20 protein-coding genes are annotated in these 17,786 nt (G+C 74.0%); 15 read left to right on the plus strand and 5 right to left on the minus strand.

What is annotated here, in order from left to right:
* Nucleotides 1-236 precede the first annotated feature (236 nt).
* The 8 genes from ACMT9T_RS09360 to ACMT9T_RS09395 all read left to right on the plus strand — a co-directional run bounded on the left by ACMT9T_RS09360 (nt 237) and on the right by ACMT9T_RS09395 (nt 10,102).
* Complete coding sequence (locus ACMT9T_RS09360; protein WP_414745294.1) at nt 237-1,874, plus strand: ABC transporter substrate-binding protein; 1,638 nt, start codon at nt 237-239, stop codon at nt 1,872-1,874.
* Nucleotides 1,871-2,887: an ABC transporter permease gene (locus ACMT9T_RS09365; protein ID WP_414745295.1), complete on the plus strand. Its 1,017-nt coding sequence runs from the start codon at nt 1,871-1,873 to the stop codon at nt 2,885-2,887. Before ACMT9T_RS09360 ends, ACMT9T_RS09365 begins: the two co-directional genes overlap by 4 nt.
* Complete coding sequence (locus tag ACMT9T_RS09370; protein ID WP_414745296.1) at nt 2,884-3,765, plus strand: ABC transporter permease; 882 nt, start codon at nt 2,884-2,886, stop codon at nt 3,763-3,765. Before ACMT9T_RS09365 ends, ACMT9T_RS09370 begins: the two co-directional genes overlap by 4 nt.
* Nucleotides 3,762-5,537, plus strand: coding sequence for a dipeptide ABC transporter ATP-binding protein (locus ACMT9T_RS09375; protein ID WP_414745297.1), 1,776 nt, complete (start codon nt 3,762-3,764; stop codon nt 5,535-5,537). Before ACMT9T_RS09370 ends, ACMT9T_RS09375 begins: the two co-directional genes overlap by 4 nt.
* On the plus strand, nt 5,534-7,576 hold the full coding sequence (locus tag ACMT9T_RS09380; protein WP_414745298.1) for a CocE/NonD family hydrolase: 2,043 nt from the start codon (nt 5,534-5,536) through the stop codon (nt 7,574-7,576). The genes ACMT9T_RS09375 and ACMT9T_RS09380 overlap by 4 nt, the downstream gene beginning before the upstream one ends.
* Nucleotides 7,573-8,244, plus strand: a complete 672-nt coding sequence (locus ACMT9T_RS09385; RefSeq protein ID WP_414745299.1) for a TetR/AcrR family transcriptional regulator — start codon at nt 7,573-7,575, stop codon at nt 8,242-8,244. The genes ACMT9T_RS09380 and ACMT9T_RS09385 overlap by 4 nt, the downstream gene beginning before the upstream one ends.
* A 110-nt stretch (nt 8,245-8,354) precedes the next feature.
* Complete coding sequence (locus ACMT9T_RS09390) at nt 8,355-9,314, plus strand: acetylxylan esterase (protein ID WP_414745300.1); 960 nt, start codon at nt 8,355-8,357, stop codon at nt 9,312-9,314.
* Nucleotides 9,315-9,424: 110 nt separating this feature from the next.
* Nucleotides 9,425-10,102 (plus strand): hypothetical protein, encoded by a 678-nt coding sequence (locus ACMT9T_RS09395; protein WP_414745301.1) that lies wholly within the window; start codon nt 9,425-9,427, stop codon nt 10,100-10,102.
* Between the two features lie 51 nt (nt 10,103-10,153).
* Here ACMT9T_RS09395 and ACMT9T_RS09400 read toward each other — a convergent pair whose 3' ends face one another.
* The 3 genes from ACMT9T_RS09400 to ACMT9T_RS09410 all read right to left on the minus strand — a co-directional run bounded on the left by ACMT9T_RS09400 (nt 10,154) and on the right by ACMT9T_RS09410 (nt 11,823).
* A complete protein-coding gene (locus tag ACMT9T_RS09400; RefSeq protein WP_414745302.1) occupies nt 10,154-11,299 on the minus strand; it encodes an FAD-dependent oxidoreductase in 1,146 nt (381 codons plus the stop codon).
* A 91-nt stretch (nt 11,300-11,390) separates the two neighbouring features.
* Nucleotides 11,391-11,585, minus strand: coding sequence for a hypothetical protein (locus tag ACMT9T_RS09405; protein WP_414745303.1), 195 nt, complete (start codon nt 11,583-11,585; stop codon nt 11,391-11,393).
* Nucleotides 11,578-11,823, minus strand: coding sequence for a hypothetical protein (locus ACMT9T_RS09410; RefSeq protein ID WP_414745304.1), 246 nt, complete (start codon nt 11,821-11,823; stop codon nt 11,578-11,580). Before ACMT9T_RS09410 ends, ACMT9T_RS09405 begins: the two co-directional genes overlap by 8 nt.
* 95 nt (nt 11,824-11,918) lie before the next feature.
* Between ACMT9T_RS09410 and ACMT9T_RS09415 the strand changes: the two genes are divergently transcribed.
* The 4 genes from ACMT9T_RS09415 to ACMT9T_RS09430 are packed head-to-tail and all read left to right on the plus strand — an operon-like array spanning nt 11,919 to nt 13,900.
* Entirely contained in the window at nt 11,919-12,596 is a 678-nt protein-coding gene (locus tag ACMT9T_RS09415; RefSeq protein WP_414745305.1) for an HAD-IA family hydrolase, read from the plus strand.
* The gene (locus ACMT9T_RS09420; protein ID WP_414745306.1) at nt 12,593-12,961 is read left to right on the plus strand and encodes a DMT family transporter; all 369 of its coding nucleotides are present in this window, start codon (nt 12,593-12,595) and stop codon (nt 12,959-12,961) included. The genes ACMT9T_RS09415 and ACMT9T_RS09420 overlap by 4 nt, the downstream gene beginning before the upstream one ends.
* Nucleotides 12,961-13,275 (plus strand): DMT family transporter, encoded by a 315-nt coding sequence (locus tag ACMT9T_RS09425; RefSeq protein ID WP_414745307.1) that lies wholly within the window; start codon nt 12,961-12,963, stop codon nt 13,273-13,275. The genes ACMT9T_RS09420 and ACMT9T_RS09425 overlap by 1 nt, the downstream gene beginning before the upstream one ends.
* A 40-nt stretch (nt 13,276-13,315) precedes the next feature.
* Nucleotides 13,316-13,900, plus strand: coding sequence for a GNAT family N-acetyltransferase (locus tag ACMT9T_RS09430; protein WP_414745308.1), 585 nt, complete (start codon nt 13,316-13,318; stop codon nt 13,898-13,900).
* Nucleotides 13,901-13,912: 12 nt separating this feature from the next.
* On the opposite strand, the gene ACMT9T_RS09435 is transcribed toward ACMT9T_RS09430, so the two are convergent.
* Nucleotides 13,913-14,506, minus strand: a complete 594-nt coding sequence (locus ACMT9T_RS09435) for a YdeI/OmpD-associated family protein (protein ID WP_414745309.1) — start codon at nt 14,504-14,506, stop codon at nt 13,913-13,915.
* The gene (locus tag ACMT9T_RS09440) at nt 14,503-15,195 is read right to left on the minus strand and encodes a response regulator (RefSeq protein WP_414745310.1); all 693 of its coding nucleotides are present in this window, start codon (nt 15,193-15,195) and stop codon (nt 14,503-14,505) included. The genes ACMT9T_RS09435 and ACMT9T_RS09440 overlap by 4 nt, the downstream gene beginning before the upstream one ends.
* A 247-nt stretch (nt 15,196-15,442) precedes the next feature.
* Here ACMT9T_RS09440 and ACMT9T_RS09445 point away from each other — a divergent pair, with 247 nt between their 5' ends.
* From ACMT9T_RS09445 to ACMT9T_RS09455, 3 genes are all read left to right on the plus strand, one after another.
* A complete protein-coding gene (locus ACMT9T_RS09445; protein ID WP_414745311.1) occupies nt 15,443-16,636 on the plus strand; it encodes a sensor histidine kinase in 1,194 nt (397 codons plus the stop codon).
* Nucleotides 16,637-16,738: 102 nt separating this feature from the next.
* On the plus strand, nt 16,739-17,392 hold the full coding sequence (locus tag ACMT9T_RS09450) for a hypothetical protein (protein ID WP_414745312.1): 654 nt from the start codon (nt 16,739-16,741) through the stop codon (nt 17,390-17,392).
* Entirely contained in the window at nt 17,389-17,772 is a 384-nt protein-coding gene (locus ACMT9T_RS09455) for a hypothetical protein (RefSeq protein ID WP_414745313.1), read from the plus strand. Before ACMT9T_RS09450 ends, ACMT9T_RS09455 begins: the two co-directional genes overlap by 4 nt.
* Nucleotides 17,773-17,786 lie beyond the last annotated feature (14 nt).

The raw sequence follows: 17,786 nt of genomic DNA on the forward strand, positions 1-17,786 counted from the left end.
GCATCGGATGCGGGGACGCAGGCGTCGTGCGCCGCCCAGGGGCACGAGCCCGTCCATCCGCGAGGACAGGATGGTCGACATCGGCGGGTGCCGCCGGGGGCGTCCACACCCACGGCCATGCGGGAGGCGAGCCCAGGAGACGGTGCCGACGATCGCCTCGCATCCGGTCAGCATTCGCCAGGGGCCCGCATCTCCCCTATCGTTCACCTGAACGATAACGAGGAGGGCCCGTCCCGATGCCATCGATCGTCACCACCCGCACCATGCTCGCCGGCGCGAGCGCGCCCAGGCTGCGCATCGCCGACCGGCCGAGCGCGCCCAGCCGCCGGGCCGTCCTCGCGGGCACCGCCGGGATCGCCGGCCTCGGCCTGCTCGCCCTCACCGGCTGCTCCACCGGCGCCCGCAGCACCACGATCCCCGAGGCCGCCGCCACCGGCACGGCCGTCGCCGGCGGCCGCCTCCGCGTCGCGCGGCCGGCCGCATCCGCCGCCGAGACCCTCGACTCCGCCAGCTCGCTCTCCGCGTACGAGTACCTCGGCGCCCTCTACAACCGGCTCGTGAGGCTCGACGAGAAGGGCGAGACGATCCCGGACCTCGCCGAGGAGTGGACGGCGTCGCCCGACGGCATCACCTGGACCTTCCGCCTCCGCCGCGACGTGCGGTTCCACGACGGCACGCGCTTCACGGCGGCCGACGCGATCGCCTCCATCCAGCACATCCTGGATCCCGCGACGGCCTCCCCGCAGGGCGGCGTGCTCGGCGACATGCTCGACGCGGGCAGCATGTCGGCGCCCGACCCCCACACGCTCGTCTTCCAGCTGAAGAACCCCAACGCCGAGTTCCCGTCGCTGCTCACGGCCTACCAGTGCTACATCGTGCCGGCCGACGCCATCGGCACGATCGGCCGCACCGGCATCGGCACGGGGCCGTTCCGCCTCTCGTCGTTCCAGCCCGCGGGATCCGGCAGCGTCGAGGCGTTCGAGGACCACTTCGCCGGGCGGCCGGTGCTCGACGGCATCGACTTCTCCTCCATCCAGGACACGACGGCGCGCGTGAACGCCCTGCTCGCGGGGCAGATCGACCTCATCTCGCAGACCAACCTCGACTTCGCGACGGCCCGGGTCGTCTCCGCGTCGAGCCGGGCCACGGTCGCGCGCGTGGAGAACGCGCAGTGGTACACGATCCCGATGCTCGCCACGAGCGCCGAGTTCCAGGATCCGCTCGTGCGCCAGGCCATGAAGCTCGCCTACGACCCGGAGCAGATCGTCGCGACCGCGCTCCAGGGCACGGGCACGGCCGCCTGGGACAACCCCGTGCCGCCGTCGCTCGCCGCGTTCGTCGACGTCGACCGCGCGTACGACCCCGACCAGGCGAAGGCGCTGCTCGCGAAGGCGGGCGTGCCCGGGCTCCGGACCACGATCCACACCTCCTCCTACGAGTCGGTGTTCACACCCATGGCGGTGGCGTACCGCGACCAGGTGAAGGCCGCGGGCATCGACCTCACGGTGAAGAACAGCTCGTCCGACTCCTACTACACGGAGATCTGGATGAAGCAGCCGCTCATGGTGAGCTACTGGTTCACCGGCCGGCCCATCGACCAGATGCTGAACCAGATCTTCCGCACCGGCTCCTCCTACAACGAGAGCGCGTGGTCGAACCCGACCTTCGACGCGCTCCTCGACGACGCCCGCGCCACGATGGACGACGACAGGCGGCGGATGCTCTACCAGGACGCCCAGCGCATCGTGGTGGAGGACAGCGCCGACATGACGCCCATGTTCGGCGACCGGCTCGTCGGCATCTCGCGCGACGTCGTGAACTACCGGGAGTACGGCTTCGAGTTCGACCACCTCGCGATCGGATTCCGTCGATGAACGTCACCGTGCACGTCCTCCGCCGCCTCGGCACCGCGCTCCTCACGATCGTGCTCGCGTCGCTGTTCGTGTTCCTCGCGATCCAGCTGCTGCCGGGCGACGTGGCGCAGCAGCTCCTCGGCCAGGACGCCACCCCCGAGGCCGTCGCCACCCTGCGCGACTCGCTCGGGCTCGACCGGAACGTCTGGCTGCGCTACGGCGACTGGCTGCTCGGCGCCGCACACGGCGACTTCGGCACCTCGCTCGTGAGCGGGGATCCGGTCGCGCCGACGCTCCTCGTCGCCTTCCGCAACAGCATGCTCATCGCGGTGCCGGCGATGCTCGTCGGCGTCACCCTGTCGCTCACGCTGGGCGTCATCGCGGGCGTCCGCCGGGGACGCGCGAGCGACTCGATCATCAGCGTCGTGAGCCTCGTCGTGATGAGCGTCCCCGAGTTCATGGTCGCCACCGTGCTCGTGCTGCTCTTCGCCATCACGATCCCGGTGTTCCCCGCCGTGGTCCTCCGCGGCAGCGACGCCACGGTCGCCGAGCTGCTGCCCTCGGTGGCGCTGCCGGTGATCGTGCTGACGCTGGCGATGGCGGCCTACATCGTGCGCACCATGCGCTCGGCGACCATCGACGTGATGGCGTCCGAGTTCGTCACCACGGCCGAGCTCAAGGGCCTCACCACGCGGCAGGTGGTGTGGCGGCACGCGGTGCCGAGCGCGCTGCTGCCGACCCTCAACGTCGTGGCGCTCAACGTCGCGTGGCTGCTGGGCGGCGTCGTCGTGGTCGAGAACGTCTTCAACTACCCGGGCATGGGCAAGCTCATGCTCGAGTCCGTCTTCACGCGCGACCTGCCGACGATCCAGGCCATCGCGCTGCTGAGCGCCGGCGTGTACGTGGTCTGCAACCTGGCGGCCGACCTCGTCGCCCTCGCGCTGGATCCGCGGCTCCGCACCAGGCAGAGCACCCGCCGCACCCGGTCCGCCCGCACCGCCCGACCCACCACCCGACGGAAGGCCCGCGCATGACCGCGACGCCCCTGCCCACCCGCCGAGGCGGCCGCCTGCGCGGGTGGACCAGCCCGCTCCGGGCGTCGACGGCGCTGTCCGTCGGGCTCGCGCTCATCGGGATCCACGTCGTCCTCGCGCTGCTCGCGCCGTGGATCGCCGGGCACGATCCCGTCGCGACCGACTCGGCCGACGTGCTGTCCGGCACGACGTGGACCCACTGGCTCGGCACCGACCAGTACGGCCGCGACGTGCTCTCCCGCACCCTCAACGGCGGCCGCTACGCGCTCGTCGTCACGTTCCTCGCGACCACGATCGCCGTCGCGGTCGGCACGGTCGTCGGCTGCGTCACCGCGTACGCCGAGGGCTGGCTGGACGAGGTCGTGATGCGCGTCGTCGACGCGCTGCTGAGCATCCCGTCGGTGCTCGCCCTGCTCGTGGTGGTGACCGTGTTCGGATCCGGCCTCTGGGTGATCGTGCTCGCCGTGACCGTCGTGTACGCGCCCGCCGTGACGCGGGTGGTGCGCGGGGCGGCGCGGACCGTGATCACGCAGGACTACGTCACCGCGGCGCGCGCCCGGGGCGAGGGGCCGCTGAGCATCGTGTTCCGCGAGATCCTGCCCAACGTGCTCGACGTCGTGCTCGTGGAGTACGCGATGCGGGCCTCGTGGATCGTGCTGCTCATCTCGACGCTCTCGTTCCTCGGCTTCGGCGCGAACCCGCCGACGCCCGACTGGGGGCTCATGGTGCAGGAGAACCGCACCGCCCTGACGGTCGTGCCGCTCGGCACGCTCGCGCCGATCGTGGCGCTCGCGACCCTCGTCGTGGGCCTCAACCTCAGCGGCGACGGGCTCAGCAAGGCGCTCGGCGTCGACCGCGCGCAGAGGGGGATGGCATGATCCCCGGCGGCTTCATGGACACCCTCACCGGTCAGGCGCGGCTCGGCACGGTCGTGCGCGTCGCCGACCTCGCCATCTCGTACGCGGCCGGGCGCACCGACGTGCCCGTGGTCCGCGGCGTCAGCTTCGAGATCCGCGCCGGGCGCGCGCTCGGGCTCGTGGGCGAGTCGGGCAGCGGCAAGTCGACGGTCGCCCGCACGCTCCTCGCGCACCTGCGCCGCGGATCCCGCATCGTGGGCGGATCCGTCGAGGTCGGCGGCGACGACGTGTTCGCCCTCTCGCCCGCGGACACGCGGCAGCTCCGCGGCGGGACGGCCGCGGTCGTCGCGCAGAACGCCGGCCAGGCGCTCACGCCGTCGATGCGCGTGGGCCGCCAGCTCCGCGAGGCCCTCGAGAGCCACGGGCTGCCGAGCGACGACGAGCGGGTGCTGGAGCTGATGCGCCTCGTGCGCCTGCCCGACCCCGCCACCATCGTGCGGCGCTACCCGCACCAGCTCTCGGGCGGGCAGCAGCAGCGCATCGCGATCGCCATGGCCGTCGCCGCGCGCCCCCGCCTGCTCGTGCTCGACGAGCCGACGACGGCGCTCGACGTGGTCACCCAGGCGGCGGTGCTGACCCTGATCCGCGACCTCGCCCGCGAGCTCGGCATGGCCGTGCTGCTCGTCAGCCACGACCTCGGCGTCGTCTCGACGATGGTCGACGAGATCGCCGTGATGCGCGACGGCGTCATCGTGGAGCAGCGGCCGACGGCGGACCTCTTCGCGTCGCCCGAGCACCCGTACACGCGCGAGCTGCTGGCGGCGATCCCGGGCGGCGGCAGCGGCGGGCCCGTGGCCGGCGCGGACGCGGTGGCACCGGCGCCGGCGCCCGGGTCCGACGCCGCACCCGACGCGGCGCCCCCGATGGTCGTCGCCGACGGCCTCGTCGTCCGGTACGCGCGCCACCTGCCGCCCGCGGTCGCGGACGTGTCCTTCACGATCGCGCCGCGCGAGACGCTCGCCGTGGTCGGCGAGTCCGGCAGCGGCAAGACCACCCTCGCGACCGCCCTGGCCGGCCTCGTGCCCACCGAGTCGGGCACCTTCCGCTTCGCCGGCGACGGCGTGACGGGCGACCTGACCTCCGCGGTCGCCGGCCGCTCTCCCGCGCTCCGGCGCGCGGTGCAGCTCGTGTTCCAGAACGCGGACACCTCGCTCAACCCGCGGCGCACCGTCGGCGCTGCCATCGCGCGGCCGCTGAAGCTGTTCACCGGCAGCTCCTCCCCGGAGCGCGTGGGCGAGATCCTCGCCGAGGTGGGGCTGTCGCCGGACTTCGCGGCCCGGCTCCCGAGCCAGCTCTCCGGCGGCCAGCGACAGCGCGTCGGCATCGCCCGCGCGCTCGCGGCCGGACCGCAGCTGGTGATCGCCGACGAGATCACGACCGCCCTCGACGTGCGCGTGCAGGCCGAGATCCTGGCGCTGCTCGCGGACCTCCAGCGCGACAAGGGCCTCAGCTGCCTCTTCATCAGCCACGACCTCGCGGTGGTGCGCGGCGTGGCCGACCGCGTGGCGGTGATGACCGGCGGGCGGATCGTGGAGATCGGCCCGACCGAGCGCGTGTTCCAGGGGCCGAACCACCCCTACACACGACAGCTGCTCGCGGCGACCCTCGAGCCGGGCGCCACCGAGCTGCCCGACGTCGAGGGCGTGACGGCCACGTGGCGCGACGCCGCGGACGGAGGGTGGCGGGAGCTCGGCGACGGGCACCGGATCCGGGACTGGGAGGACGCACGATGACCGACGACGCACGCGAGACGACCGAGGCCGACGCCGCCGTGACGACGCGCGACGTCTGGATCCCGATGCCCGACGGGATCCGCCTGCACGCGCGCATCTGGGCGCCGGCCGGCGACGCGCCCGTCCCCGCGCTCCTCGAGTACCTCCCCTACCGGCTCGACGACTGGACCGGCCCGCGCGACAGCGAGCGGCACCCCTGGTACGCGGCGCACGGCTACGCGTCCATCCGCGTCGACATCCGCGGCACCGGATCCTCCGACGGCCTCTTCGTCGACGAGTACTCCGCGCAGGAGCTCGACGACGGCGTCGCGGTGATCGAGTGGATCGCCGCGCAGGACTGGTGCACGGGCGCCGTCGGCATCTTCGGGATCTCGTGGGGCGGCTTCAACGGCCTGCAGCTCGCGGCCCGCGCGCCGGAGGCCCTGAAGGCCGTCGTGACGGTGTGCTCCACCGACGACCGGTATGACAATGACGTGCACTACATGGGCGGCGCGGTGCTCGGCATCGACATGGCCGCCTGGGGCGCCACGATGTTCGCGTTCAACTCGCGCCCACCGCGGCCCGAGGTCGTGGGCGACGGCTGGGTGGAGCGCTGGCGCGAGCGCCTCGAGGCCAACCGGCCGATGACGCCCACCTGGCTCGCGCACCAGGAGCGCGACGACTACTGGCGGCACGGCAGCGTGTGCGAGGACTACTCGGCCATCGACGCGGCCGTGCTCGCGGTCGGCGGGTGGGCGGATCCGTACCGCGACGCCGTCCTGCGCCTCGTCGAGCACCTGCCCGGCCCGGCCAAGGGCATCGTCGGCCCGTGGTCGCATCAGTACCCGGACCGCGGCCTCGCGCCCGGCCCGTCGATCGGCTTCCTGCAGGAGACCCTGCGCTGGTGGGACCGCTGGCTGAAGGGCGTCGACACCGGCGTGGAGGCGGATCCCGCGCTCCGCGCCTTCCTCAGCGACTCCGAACCGCCCGCCACGAGCTACCCCGTGCGCACCGGCCGCTGGGTCGGCGCCGCGTCGTGGCCGCCGCCGGCATCCGTCGCGGCCTCGCCCGTCCTGCCGCTGACCGTGTTCCACGGGCCGGCCGCCGAGGGCGACGCCGTCGTGGTCCGCTCGCCGCAGCGCACGGGCCTCGACGCCGGCCGCTTCTTCCCCTTCGGCAACGCCACCGACCTCCCGCCCGACCAGCGCGCCGAGGACGGCCTCTCCGTCTGCTTCGACCTGCTGCTCGACGAGCGCCTCGACGTGCTCGGCAACGTGCTCGTCGACCTCGCCGTCACGAGCGACCTGCCCGACGCGAACCTCGTGGTGCGGCTCTGCGACGTGGCGCCCGACGGGTCGTCCACCCTCGTGACGCGCGGCGCGCTCAACCTGAACAAGCGGATCGACCGCGCCCGGATCGACCCGATGGTCCCGGGCGAGGAGTCGCTCGTGCGCGTGCCGCTCGTCGCCACGGGCCACGCGTTCCCGGCCGGGCACCGCCTGCGCATCGCGGTGTCGTCGGCGTACTGGCCGTGGATCTGGCCGCACGCCCGCGAGGCGACCCTCGGCCTCGCGCCCTCCCGCAGCCTCGTGACCCTCCCGGTCTGGACGCGCGACGCGGACGACGGCGTGCGCTTCGAGGAGGCCGTGCGGTCGACGCCGATGGCGATCCAGCGGATCCCCGACGAGTCCGGCCTGCCCGAGCGCAGCGTCTCGCACGACGTGGCCACCGGCGAGTGGACGCTCGACGTCGACCCCGGCTACGGCGGATCCCGCGTCTACCCCGACGGCCTCGTCTTCACCGAGTCGAGCCGCGAGACGTACCGGATCACCGAGGGCGACCCGACGTCGGCCGTCGCCGAGTCGCGCTGGGCCATCGGCCTCGAGCAGCCCGGCTGGCGCGCGCGCCTGGAGACGACCTCGCGCGTGACCGCCGACGCGGACGCCTTCCGCGTCGTCAACACGCTCCGGGCCTGGGCGCGCGACGGCGGACCCGGCACCCCCGAGGTGCTCGTCGCCGACCGCGTATTCGACGACCTCGTGCCGCGGACCTCCGCGTGACCGCGGGCACGACCGCGGGCACGACGGCGCGCACGACCGCGCCCGCCGGCCGTCGCGGAGGCAAGCGCGAGAAGCCCGAGGTGCGGCGCGCGATGATCGTCGAGGCCGCGCGCGCGGTGATCCTCCGCAAGGGCCTCACCGCCACCGGCCTCCGCGACATCGCCGCCGAGGGCGACGTGTCGGTCGGCACGGTGACGTACCACTTCGCGAGCGTGGCCGAGATCCTCGACGAGGTCGTCGTGCTCGAGACCGACCGGTTCTACGCGTCGATCGTGGAGGAGGTGGACGCCGACCCGGATCCCGTGCACGGCGTGCGCCTGCTGGTCGAGCCGCTCTTCACGGGCACCGACGAGGCCGAGGCGCACTGGCGGCTCTGGTCGGACTACTGGACCGCCGTCGGCCGCAAGCCCGCGATCAGCGCCGACCGCCTCGAGCGGATCCGCGTATGGGAGGCGTGCCTCGTCCGCACGATCCACCGCGGCGTCGACGGCGGCGCGTTCCGGGCGGTGGACGCGGCCGAGGTCGCGCTCAAGCTCGCGGCCTACAGCGACGGGATCGCGACGCAGCTCTCCCAGAAGGTGCCGGGCCTCGACCGCACGCGCGCGCTCGACTGGATCTGGACCTTCCTCGACGCCGAGCTCGGCGACGGGACACCGCTCTTCCGCTGACGCGCGGCGTGCGATCCGCCGCGACCGCGAGCATGATGAGCGAGGCGACGCGGCCCACCGGGCTCGCGGGACGCCGACCGCCCATCCACCGCCGAACGCCCGGAGAACCCATGCTCATCGAACCCGTCGACGCCGCCCGCGCACACGTCAGCAGCCACGTCGACCCGGACGACTTCGACGCCTTCTGGGCCGACACGCTCGCCGAGGCCGGGCAGCACGACCTCGACGTGCGGCTCGCACCGGTGGAGACCGACCTCGCGCTGGTCGACGTGCAGGACGTGACCTTCGCCGGATCCGGCGGCACCGACGTGCGCGCCTGGCTCCGCACGCCCGCGGGCGCGACCGGCCCGCTGCCCACCGTGGTCTCGTACGTCGGCTACGGCGGCGGGCGCGGACGCGCCGAGGAGACGCTGATCTACGCGGCCGCCGGCTTCGCGCACCTCCAGATGGACACGCGCGGCCAGGGCTCCTACTGGAGCGCCGGCGCGACCGCCGACCACGGCGAGGCCGGACCCGCGATCCCCGGCTTCACGACGCGCGGCATCGCCTCGCGCGAGTCCTACTACTACCGGCGCCTCTTCACCGACGCGGTGCGCGCGGTCGACGTGGCGCGGTCGCTCGACGTCGTGGATCCGTCGCGCATCGCCGTGCAGGGCGGCAGCCAGGGCGGCGGCATGGCGCTCGCGGTCGCCGGCCTCCGCGACGACCTCGCCGCCGTCTCCGCGTACGTGCCGTTCCTCTGCGACATCGAGCGGGCCACCCACATCACCGACGCCTACCCGTACCACGAGGTCGTCGACTACCTGAAGACGCACCGGGGCCGCGGCGAGGACGTGCACGCCGTGCTGCGCTACTTCGACGGCGTCGCGTTCTCCCGTCGCGCCAGCGCGCCCGCCCGCTTCTCGGTGGGGCTGATGGACGCGACCTGCCCGCCGTCCACCGTCTACGGCGCCTTCAACGCCTACGCGGGCGAGAAGGAGATCGTCGAGTGGGAGTACAACGGCCACGACGGCGGCGGCATCGACGACGAGCTCGGCACGCTCGCGTTCCTGCGGCGGCGGATGGGCTGAGCGCGGGCGCGGATCCGCTCCCGGATGGGGGCGCGACCCGCCCGGACGTCGGCCGTTCCGCGTAGCCTGGGATCACCTCGCCGGTGGAGCGAGCGGAGCGGGAGGACGTCATGCCCCGGCCCCGCATCCGCCCCGAGAAGTCCACCAAGCCCGGGCCTCCGCCGCCCTCCGTGGCCGCCCGAGTCGCGGCGGATCCGGCCCAGCGCGAGGTGCTCGTGGAGGAGGCGCTGCTGCTGGTCGGCGTCGCGCTCCGGCTCCAGATGGAGAACCTGATCATCCTGCGCACGCTGCGGGAGCGGCGTGCATACGACGAGGAGTCGCTCATCGAGGCGCTCCGCGGTGAGCTGGCCGAGCTCATCGGCGAGAAGCGCGGCGAGGCCGAGCGGCTGCGCATGGCCTGCGAGCGCGCGGCGCTGCGCGACGGCAAGGGACGCCGGCCCGACGACTACCGCGAGGGCGACGTGCCGGGCCTCCGCCTGCGCGCCGAGATCGCCGAGGAGATCGTGGAGCGGCTCGGCGCCCTCTCGCGGGATCCGGAGGCGCTCCGCGAGGTGCTCGTGATCGCGCGCGACTCGGCGCTCGAGCAGATCGTGCGCGCCCGGCTCGCGCCGCAGCTGCTCCCGGGCGCGTTCCCCGAGGAGGGGCGCGACGACCGCGTCGACGGGCTGCGCGAGGAGCTCGCGCGCCTGGCCGCGGATCGGGAACGGGCGGCCGAGCGCGCCGAGGCGAAGGCGGCGGGCCGCAGCCGCGTCCGCACCGGTGGGCGGGGCAGCCCGCAGAAGGTCTGAGCGGTCGGCGGATCCGAGCGGTCGCCTGAGCGGTCGCCCGGGCGCGCGACCTCAGGGCGCGAGCGCGAACCGGGGCTCGACGCGCTCGCCCGTCGCCGCATCAGCCGCGAGGCTCCCGATCAGCGGCGCGAACTTGGCGCCGTGGCCGGAGCAGGGCGAGACGAGCGTGATCCCGTCGACCCGGTCGATCACGAAGTCCTCCGTGGGCGTGCTCGTGAACAGGCACGTCGCCTCGGCGTACGGCACCGGCTCGACGCCCGGCAGGTTGCGGCGCACCCAGTCGACGACGCGGGCGCGGTTCGCCGGATCCACGACGCCGTCCTGGTGCGCGGCCGACGGGATCACGCGCCCGCCGTCGAACTCCGCGACCTTGTGGCCGCGGTGGCCCGCGTCGCGCCCGCCGGGCAGCGCGTAGACCTGCATGCGCTCGTCCATGTGGATGGAGGTCGGCACCGGCCGCGACGGCGGCCCGTCCATGTAGGCGAAGTGGAACACCTGCTCCTGCCGCACGCGCAGCGGCGGGATGCGGTCGAGGGCCGCGCGCGGCAGGGGCAGCGCGCCGCCGAGCAGGTCGGGCAGCCAGGCGCCCGCGCCCACCACGACGCTGTCGCCGTCGACGCGGCGGCCGTCGTCGGAGGTCACGGCGAAGCCCGCGCCGACCCGCTCGACGGATGCGGCCGTCCACCCCTCGTGCACCACGGCGCCGTGCGCGACGGCCAGGTCGAGCATCGTGCGCACGGCGGTCTCCGCGTCGATCACGCCGGCCGCCGGGTGGAAGAGCACGTCGGAGTCGAACGCCATCTCCGGCCAGCGCCCCTCGGCCTCGCGCGCGGACATCAGCTCGTGCTCGACGCCGACGCGCTCCAGCACGCGCGCGAGCTCGGCGGGGCGGCGCACGAGGCCGGAGTCGAGGGATCCGGTCGGCGTCACGAGCCGCGCGCCCGTGGTGCGCTCGAGGCGGTCCCAGAGCACGCGCGCGTCGCGCATGAGGCGCACGTAGAAGGGGTCGTCGTAGGCGTAGCGGAGGATGCGGGCGGATCCGTGCGAGCTGCCGAGCATGCTCGCCGGCCGGTCGCGCTCCAGCACCGTGACCGCGTGCCCGCGGCTCGCGAGCTGCCATGCGGTCGCCGCCCCCGCGAGACCTGCGCCGATGACGACGTGGTGCGATGCGCGCCCGCGCCCGGTGGATCCCGCCATGCGTCCAGGCTACGTGGGGGCCGCGGCGGGCGGCCGGGCCCGGCGGGAGCCGTAAGCCGGGCGTCGCGGAGCGGGCGGAGGTCCCGCCGCGTCAGTCGGTGATGATCTGCGCGATCAGCGCGATGATCCCGACCAGGCCGAACACCGCCCCGGTCAGGTACATCGACTTCGGCGCGGGCTCGTTCGTCCGCGATGTGTGGTTCAGGGTCCGGAACGACGAGACGCCCATGCCGATCAGGCAGACGATGATCACGACCTTCAGCACCACGTCCAGCGCGTCACCCACGGGATCGCCGCCGCAGCCGCATCGCCCGCACGGCCGCCCAGCCGAGGCCCGCGAGGCCGAACAGCACGAAGATGCCGACGTACAGCCAGCCGGGCGCGCTCCAGCGGAACCCGCCCTCGGCGGACAGGTCGGGCGCGAGCGCCACGATCAGCAGCCCGAGCATGAGCGTGAAGGCCGCGATGCCGGTCAGCGTTCGCACCTTGCCGCCCTCGACCTCGTCCGTGTCTCCCGCGCCCATGCCGACCCCGCTCTCCCTGGCCGGATCCCCGACATCCCCTCCATCGTGGCCGACCGGCGGGCTGCCGCCTGCCACCCGTCCGGGAGGATGGACGCATGTCCTCCCCCGTCACGCTCACCGCCCGCGCGCTCCTGCTCGACATGGACGGGACGCTCGTCGACTCGACGGCGCTCGTGGAGGAGATCTGGACGATGCTCGCGAAGCGGTTCGGTCACGATCCGGCGGACCTCATCCGACGGATCCACGGCGTGCGCGCCGCCGACAGCATCGCCCGGTTCGCCCCCGTCGGCACCGACGTGCCCGCCCTCCTCGCCGAGCTCGACCGGCTCGAGCTCGACGGCAGCCCCGCGACGGTCGAGATCCCCGGCGCCCGCGACCTCGTGGCCGCGCTGCCCGCCGGATCCCACGCCCTCGTCACGAGCGCCGGCCTCGAGCTCGCGCGCGCCCGGCTCGCCGGCGCCGGGGTCCGCGTGCCGGACGTCGTGGTCACCGCCGAGGACGTCCAGAACGGCAAGCCGCACCCCGACGGCTACCTGCTCGCGGCATCGCGCCTGGGCATCGACCCCGCGGACGCGATCGTCTACGAGGACGCCGAGGCCGGCATCCGCGCGGGTCTCGCCGCGGGCATGCGCGTGGTCGTCGTGGGCGACCACGAGAGCGACGCCACGGTCGACCTCCCCCGCGTGCGCGACCACCGCGGCACGACCGTCGAGGTTCGCGACGGGATCCTCACGCTGACGCTGCCCGGCGCCGCCCCCACGACCGCCCCATGAGGTGGATCCTCCTCGGCGGCGCCATCGCCACCGAGGTGACCGCGTCCCTCGCGCTGCAGGCCGCCGTCCAGGCGCCCGGCTGGTACGCGCTCGTCGTCGCGGGCTACCTCGCCGCGTTCGGGTTCCTCACGCGCGTGCTCAAGGCGGGCATGGCGGTCGGCGTCGCCTACGGGATCTGGGGCGCCACGGGCGTCGCGCTCACCGCCGTGGGCGCCGCCGTGCTGTTCGACCAGCCGCTCACCGGCCCGATGATCGTCGGCCTCGTGCTCATCGTCGCCGGCGTGCTGCTCGTCGAGCTCGGGTCGCAGCGCGCGCACGCCGCCCGCGCGGCCGCCGCCACCGCGGCAGCCGGCGAGGCCCGCTGATGGCCTGGCTGCTGCTGTCCGTCGCGATCGTCACCGAGGTCGCCGCGACCATCTCCCTCAAGCTCGCGACCGACGGTCGGCGCCGCTGGTACGCGGTCGTCGCGGTCGGCTACGTCACCGCGTTCTCGATGCTGGCCGGCGCCCTCGCGCTCGGCCTGCCGATCGGCGTCGCCTACGGCATCTGGGCCGCGACGGGCGTGGCCCTCACCGCGGTCCTCGGCCGCGTGCTCTTCCGCGACCCCCTCACCCGCACGATGCTCGCGGGCATCGTCCTCATCATCGGCGGCGTGCTGCTGATCGAGCTCGGCCACTGACGTCCGACGCGCGCCCGCTCGCGGATGGCACGATGACCGCATGACATGGACGGACGCGGGCGACCCGCAGCGGTACGGGGCGGGCATCCTCCAGGGCGAGCGGATCCGCCTGCGCGCCCTCGAGGACGCCGACCTGCCCGACCTCGTGCGGTGGTGGCGGGATCCGGAGTGGGCGGTGCTGCAGCAACTGACGGTGCGCCCGCGACCCGAGGCCGACGTCGCGGAGCAGTTCCGGAAGTGGAGCGACAACGAACCGGCGGGCTCCGTGGGCTTCAGCGTCGTCGACCGGATCTCCGGCCGCCTCGTCGGCCACGTCACCCTCTACGGCGCCGGGCTCCTGACGCGCGCGGCGACGCTGACGGTGATGATCGGATCCGAGCACGTCGACTCCGGCTACGGCACCGACGCCGTGCGCACGCTCGTCGGCTACGGGTTCCGCGAGATGGGGCTGAACCGGATCCACCTGCGCGTGTTCGCCCACAACGCGCGGGCGCGGGCCACCTACCGGAAGGTCGGCTTCGTGGAGGAGGGCGTCCAGCGGGAGACGGTGTTCCACGACGGCGCGTTCCACGACGAGGTCGTCATGTCGATCCTCGCGCGGGAGTGGTTCGCGTCCGGCACCTGATCGCCGGCCCGCTCACTGCGGGTGCGGCGTCTCCCCGCGCTCGAGCATCGCGACGAGCCTGGCGAGCCGGTTCGCGCGGACGGTCGCGTTCGGCGCGGTCGTGACCCGGTGGATCACGGCGTAGCGGTTGACCTTGGTGAGGGTCGCGAACGTCGCGGCCGCGGCAGGTGACGCGGCGAGCGCGGCCAGCAGGTCCTCGGGCTCGGCGGCGGACGCCTGACCCGCGTACGCGCGCTCCCACCGGCCGTCGGCCTGCGCGCGCTCCACCTCCATCACGCCGCGCGGCCGCATCCGCCCCTCCGCGGTGAGCGTCGCGACGAGGCCGATGTTGCGCTCCGACCACAGCGACGCCTTCCGCCGAGGGGTGAAGCGGCGGCGGAACACGCGCTCGTCGATGCTCGCGGTCTGGCCGTCGATCCACCCGCTGCACAGCGCCTCGTCGAGGGCCTCCGCGTAGGTGAGCGTGGTCGGATCCGTCGTGCCCTTCTTCGCGAGCACCAGCCACACGCCGTCGGAGGCGTCCTCGTTCGCGTCGAGCCAGGCGCGCCACGCGGCGCGGTCGGGGACGGCGAGGAGGTCGTCGGCCTTCCCGCCGGCGGGGGTCATCGCGCGCGGCCCGACGACTCGACCTCGTAGTGGGAGAGGTCGACGACGCCGTGGCGGACGGCGTGGATGAGCACCTGCACGCGGTCCCGCACGTCCCATTTCCCCATCACCCGGCTGAGGTTGGCCTTGATGGTCGGCTCGGAGAGGTGCAGCTCGCGGGCGATCTCCGCGTTCGACATGCCCCGCCCGATGAGGCGGACGATCGTGTACTCGCGCGTCGTCAGCGGCGCGTGGGACGAGGCCTCCGCCTGGCCGGTCTCCGGATCGTCGCGGAGGGAGAGGATCAGGTCGCGCGTGATCCGCGGCGACATGACGGACCGCCCCGCCCGCACCTCGCGGATGGCGTGCAGGATGTCGTCCGGCTCGCTGTCCTTGACGAGGTAGCCGGACGCGCCGGCGCGGAGCGCGGGCACCACGTGGCGCTCCGAGGAGAAGGTGGTGACGGCGAGCACGCGCGTGTCGGGCAGCGCGGCCGTGATCCGCCGGGTCGCCTCCATCCCGCCCATGCGCGGCATCTGCAGGTCCATCAGGACGACGTCCGGCCGCAGCTCCTCGGCCGCGCGCACCGCGAGCACGCCGTCGCCGGCCTCGCCGACGACCGTCATGCCGGGATCCGTCGACACGAAGATGCGGAGCGCGTGGCGCACCAGCGCCTCGTCATCGGCGATGAGGACGCGGATGGGATCCATGTCGCGAGCCTACGGGGCGACCCGCGGGCGATGACCATACGGAAGTCGCGCCGGACGCTACTTCCGTATGCATCGCCGACGGGGTCCGCGCCGGGAGTGTTCTCCCGACGCACCGATCAAGGAGACGAACATGCAGGCACTGCTCACGCTGATGGCGATGGTCCGCCCGACCGGCTTCTGGAACGAGGCGTGCAAGCTCCTCAAGATCTGCAAGTGAGGGGCCACGGCGACCCCTCATGATGGACGGGTGACGAGAGCCGGACGCCTCCGCCGATGGTCTACCGCCCTGCCCGGCGCGTGGCGCGGACGCGACGCCGGCTTCACGGACCTCCCCGGGCGTGCGCGGATCGCGCTCCTGGTGCTGGTCGCGCTCGTGCTGGCCTTCGACATCGTGGGCTTCATCGCGGATCCGGCGTCGTCGTGGCGGGAGCTCGTGGCGCAGGAGGCGCCGACGGCGGCGTTGGCCCTGTTCGCGTGGTCGCCCTCCGCCGCCGCCATCTCCCTGCTCCTCGCGGCCCTGCTGGAGACGGCCGGGGGCGAGGGCGGCGGGCTCTCCGTCTACCTCGTCGTCGCGGTCGGGCTGGTCGTCTACACGAGCCCGCTGTGGTTCACCGCGCTCTACGCGGCGGGGATGACGGCCGTCGTGCTGCTGCACTGGTCGACCGCGGAGGACCTCACGTCGTCGGCGCTGCCCGTCGTGCTCCTCATGGGGGCGCTCGCGGGCCTCGTGGGCTGGAGCCTGCGGTCATCGCTCCGACGCGAGCGGGGGCTCTCGGTCGACCTCCTGGCCCTGGAGCGGGCGCGTGACGCGGAGCTCGAGTCGGAGCGGCAGCGCATCGCCGACGAGCTGCACGACATCATCGCCCACGACGTGACGCTCGTGGCCATGCACGTGCGCGTGCTGGAGCGGGTCGACGATCCCACGCTGCGGGCCCAGTCCATCACCGCGATCCGCGACAGCGCCGACCAGGCGCTCGCGGACATCCGGCGCGTGCTGCGGGTGGTGCGGGACGACCGGAGCGCGACCGTGGGCGACCGGGACGAGGACGGCGACGGGGACACCATCGCCGGCGCCGTCGGCTCGATCCGCCGCGATCTCGAGGCCCTCGGGGCGCACGTCGTCGTGGGGCCGCTGGACGGCGTGGAGGTGTCGAGCGCCATCGAGCGCACCATCGTCCGCCTGCTCCGCGAGGCGGCCACCAACGTCGCGAAGCACGCGGCGTCGCGGCCGGACGTGAGCGTCGACTTCACCCCGGGCCGCGACGACGTGACCGTGACGGTCTCCAGCACCATGCCGCCCGCGTCCGCCGCCAGCCCCATCCCCTCCTCCGGGTACGGGGTGCACCGGATGCGCGAGCGCGTCACCCTCCTGGGCGGCAGCCTCGAGGCGCAGGAGGTCGAGGGATCCTGGGTGCTGAGCGCCCGTCTGCCGCGGCAGTGACGCGGCCGGTGGGATCCGGCGCGCGGCTCGCACGGACGTCCCGGGCCGCTGACCACAATCATTCGCCCACCCGCATGATTCTGGTCACGAGCAGGAGGCGTCATGACGGAGATGAGCGCGGCCGAGTACGCGGACGAACACGGCGTCTCCGCCCGGCGGGTGCAGGCGGCAGCGGCCGCGGGCTCGCTGCCTGCGCGGAAGCTGGCGGGTAGGTGGGTCATCGAGTCGACCGCCGCCCACCATCACGGGCCCGGCAGACCTCTCTCTCCGCGCTCCTCGCACGCACTGCTGGCACGCATCTCGGGACACGAGGACTGGCGCGCCGGCCTGTCCGCGAGCGAGGCCGCCCGGGTGTCCGCGCGACTCTCGAGGCTCCAGGCGGATCCTGATGCGGTGTCGCTGCTCGCCGCGTGGATACGCAGCTCCCGGTCGGTGCCGCGGCCGTATCGCGTCGCGCTCGCCGGCCTGGAGGATCTCCGAGCGGATCCCCGTCTCGTCGCGGGAGGGATCAGCGACCCCCGCTCCGGCATGTCGGATGCGGGGGAGCTCGAGGCGCACGTCACGGCCGAGGATCTCGACCCGCTCGTCCACGAGTACCTGCTCGTCCCGGGCGAGCGCCCGAACGTCCTGCTGCACCCGCACGCCCGGCCCGTCGAACGCCCCCTCCCGCTCGGGGAGCTGATCGCCGATCTCGCCCAGCACCGGGGCCCGCGTGAACGCGCGGCCGCCACGCTCCTCCTCGGAGGCATCGCGTGACCGTCGTCGCACCGCCCCTCCGGCGCGCGCGGGCGGACGCCTGGCATGCGTTGTTCGAGATCCACGACCGCGTCCCGGTGGGCTGCACCCTGGTCGGCGGGCAGATGATCCAGGCGCTCTGCTGGGAACGGGAGGCACCGGCGAACCGGCCGACCGTGGATGCGGACACCGCCCTCGACATCCGTGCGCACCCGCGCATGCTGATGACCTTAACGACCGCCCTCCGCGACATCGGTTTCGCACCGGACGGCACGAGCTTCGAAGGCCACCAGCACCGATGGATCCGAGGACAGGCGAGCATCGACGTGCTGATCCCGCGCTTCCTCGTGGAGGAGCGCGAGGGGATCGTCCGGCGGCCCACTCCGCAGGGGCGATCCTGACCAAGGCCGCGGCT

Origin of the sequence: Clavibacter vidaverae, assembly GCF_047529985.1 — a bacterium.
Lineage (GTDB): Bacteria > Actinomycetota > Actinomycetes > Actinomycetales > Microbacteriaceae > Clavibacter > Clavibacter nebraskensis_A.

Excerpts from the sequence above, each read along its gene's own strand:
- ACMT9T_RS09410 (WP_414745304.1), bottom strand. The coding sequence starts at position 11,823 with ATGGGCGCGGGAGACACGGACGAGGTCGAGGGCGGCAAGGTGCGAACG.
- ACMT9T_RS09395 (WP_414745301.1), top strand. The coding sequence starts at position 9,425 with ATGCCCCGGCCCCGCATCCGCCCCGAGAAGTCCACCAAGCCCGGGCCT.
- ACMT9T_RS09370 (WP_414745296.1), top strand. The coding sequence starts at position 2,884 with ATGACCGCGACGCCCCTGCCCACCCGCCGAGGCGGCCGCCTGCGCGGG.
- ACMT9T_RS09375 (WP_414745297.1), top strand. The coding sequence starts at position 3,762 with ATGATCCCCGGCGGCTTCATGGACACCCTCACCGGTCAGGCGCGGCTC.
- ACMT9T_RS09380 (WP_414745298.1), top strand. The coding sequence starts at position 5,534 with ATGACCGACGACGCACGCGAGACGACCGAGGCCGACGCCGCCGTGACG.
- ACMT9T_RS09400 (WP_414745302.1), bottom strand. The coding sequence starts at position 11,299 with ATGGCGGGATCCACCGGGCGCGGGCGCGCATCGCACCACGTCGTCATC.
- ACMT9T_RS09425 (WP_414745307.1), top strand. The coding sequence starts at position 12,961 with ATGGCCTGGCTGCTGCTGTCCGTCGCGATCGTCACCGAGGTCGCCGCG.
- ACMT9T_RS09435 (WP_414745309.1), bottom strand. The coding sequence starts at position 14,506 with ATGACCCCCGCCGGCGGGAAGGCCGACGACCTCCTCGCCGTCCCCGAC.
- ACMT9T_RS09440 (WP_414745310.1), bottom strand. The coding sequence starts at position 15,195 with ATGGATCCCATCCGCGTCCTCATCGCCGATGACGAGGCGCTGGTGCGC.
- ACMT9T_RS09450 (WP_414745312.1), top strand. The coding sequence starts at position 16,739 with ATGACGGAGATGAGCGCGGCCGAGTACGCGGACGAACACGGCGTCTCC.
- ACMT9T_RS09360 (WP_414745294.1), top strand. The coding sequence starts at position 237 with ATGCCATCGATCGTCACCACCCGCACCATGCTCGCCGGCGCGAGCGCG.
- ACMT9T_RS09415 (WP_414745305.1), top strand. The coding sequence starts at position 11,919 with ATGTCCTCCCCCGTCACGCTCACCGCCCGCGCGCTCCTGCTCGACATG.
- ACMT9T_RS09365 (WP_414745295.1), top strand. The coding sequence starts at position 1,871 with ATGAACGTCACCGTGCACGTCCTCCGCCGCCTCGGCACCGCGCTCCTC.
- ACMT9T_RS09430 (WP_414745308.1), top strand. The coding sequence starts at position 13,316 with ATGACATGGACGGACGCGGGCGACCCGCAGCGGTACGGGGCGGGCATC.
- ACMT9T_RS09420 (WP_414745306.1), top strand. The coding sequence starts at position 12,593 with ATGAGGTGGATCCTCCTCGGCGGCGCCATCGCCACCGAGGTGACCGCG.
- ACMT9T_RS09390 (WP_414745300.1), top strand. The coding sequence starts at position 8,355 with ATGCTCATCGAACCCGTCGACGCCGCCCGCGCACACGTCAGCAGCCAC.